Consider the following 1,729-nt stretch of genomic DNA (forward strand, 5'->3'; position numbering starts at 1 on the left):
GAACGGGCAAGCTCCGCGAGGGTCCGCGGGTCACGCTGCCCGCCGATCAACGCGGCCGGGGGTGTCAGATGGTCTGTGTACAAGATCCCTTGATGAAGGAGTACACAGGTGTCCATGGCACAAGATCAGCAGGTTGGGTCGGCGGCTCGGGACGCGGTCAATGACATGATCGAGGCGGGTCTGTTCGACCGGTTGATGGAGCGGGTCGACGACGATGGCCTGCGGCTGACCGGGGAGGGCGGTTTCCTCCCGGAGATGATCAAGGCGGTGCTGGAGCGTGGGCTGCAGGCCGAGCTGACCGACCATCTCGGCTATGAGAAGGGCGATCCGGCCGGGCGGGGCAGCCCGAACTCGCGTAACGGCAGCACGTCCAAGACGCTGTCGACCGAGGTCGGTCAGGTGCCTCTCGCGGTGCCGCGGGACCGGGCCTCGACGTTCGAGCCCCGTCTGGTCCCGAAGGGCGCCCGGCGCGCCGGCGGCCTCGACGACATGATCATCTCACTGTATGCGGGTGGGATGACGGTACGGGACATCCAGCACCACCTGGCCCGCACGCTGGGCACGGAGCTGTCCCACGAGACGATCTCGAAGATCACCGATGCGGTGCTGGACGAGGTCAAGGCCTGGCAGACGCGGCCGTTGGAGGAGATCTACCCGATCATCTATCTCGACGCGATCGTGGTGAAGGTCCGCGACGGGCACCAGGTCCGCAACCGGGCCGCGCACATCGCCGTCGGCGTGGACCTCGACGGGGTCAAGCACGTGCTGGGCATCTGGGTCCAGGCGTCCGAGGGCGCGAAGTTCTGGGCCGGGGTCTGCGCCGAGCTGCGTAACCGTGGCGTGCGCGACGTGCTCATCGTGTGCTGTGACGGGCTGACCGGGTTCCCCGAGGCGATCGAGGCCACCTGGCCGTCCACGACGGTGCAGACCTGCACGGTGCATCTGATCCGGGCGGCGATGCGGTTCGTGTCCTACCAGGACCGCAAGAAGGTCGCCGCGGCGTTGCGCCCGATCTACACCGCCCCGACCGTCGAGGCCGCCGAGACCGAACTGCTCGCCTTCGCCGGGTCCGACCTCGGCCGCCGCTACCCGGCCACCGTCGCGACCTGGGAGAACGCCTGGGAGCGGTTCATCCCGTTCCTGGCCTTCCCACCCGAACTCCGCAAAATCATCTACACCACGAACAGCATCGAGAGCTTGAACTACCAGCTCCGCAAGATCATCAAGAACCGGGGGCACTTCCCCAACGACGACGCGGTGACCAAGCTGCTGTGGCTGGCCATCCGCGACATCGAAGACAAACGCGCTCGCCAACGCGTCAAGGAGGCAGGGCTACCCGCGAACCAGCGCAAAGCCCCCGGACGGCTCGTCGAAGGCGCCACCGTGCTCGGCTGGAAACAGGCCCTCGGCGCCCTCGCCCTGGCCTACCCCGACCGCCTCGGCCCCTACCTCACCTGATCCGGCCCCCGTGAACGGAACCACCATGACAGCCTGGGACAACCACCATCCGCCGCACGACCACCCCGACTTCGACGCCTACCTCGACACCCTCACCGAAGACGACCTTGCCACCATCAACGCCACCATGCCCAACACCGACAACGACGCGCACAACACCGAAAACAACATCCCAGAAAACTAGATCAACTTACACAGACATCTTGACAAGCTCGGTCACGCTGCCCGCCGATCAACGCGGCCATCATCGCCCGGCCCGACACCCCGAACA

At 66.6% G+C, this 1,729-nt stretch carries 2 protein-coding genes; both read left to right on the plus strand.

All coding sequences use genetic code 11. The annotated features are described in order from the left end of the window. Positions 1-165 precede the first annotated feature (165 nt). Positions 166-1,458: an IS256 family transposase gene (locus ACFFIA_RS18650; RefSeq protein WP_377252693.1), complete on the plus strand. Its 1,293-nt coding sequence runs from the start codon at positions 166-168 to the stop codon at positions 1,456-1,458. Between the two features lie 25 nt (positions 1,459-1,483). Continuing rightward, on the plus strand, positions 1,484-1,642 hold the full coding sequence (locus tag ACFFIA_RS18655) for a hypothetical protein (RefSeq protein ID WP_377252691.1): 159 nt from the start codon (positions 1,484-1,486) through the stop codon (positions 1,640-1,642). The last annotated feature ends 87 nt before the right edge of the window (positions 1,643-1,729 follow it).

Origin of the sequence: Phytohabitans kaempferiae, assembly GCF_042433955.1 — a bacterium.
Lineage (GTDB): Bacteria > Actinomycetota > Actinomycetes > Mycobacteriales > Micromonosporaceae > Phytohabitans > Phytohabitans kaempferiae.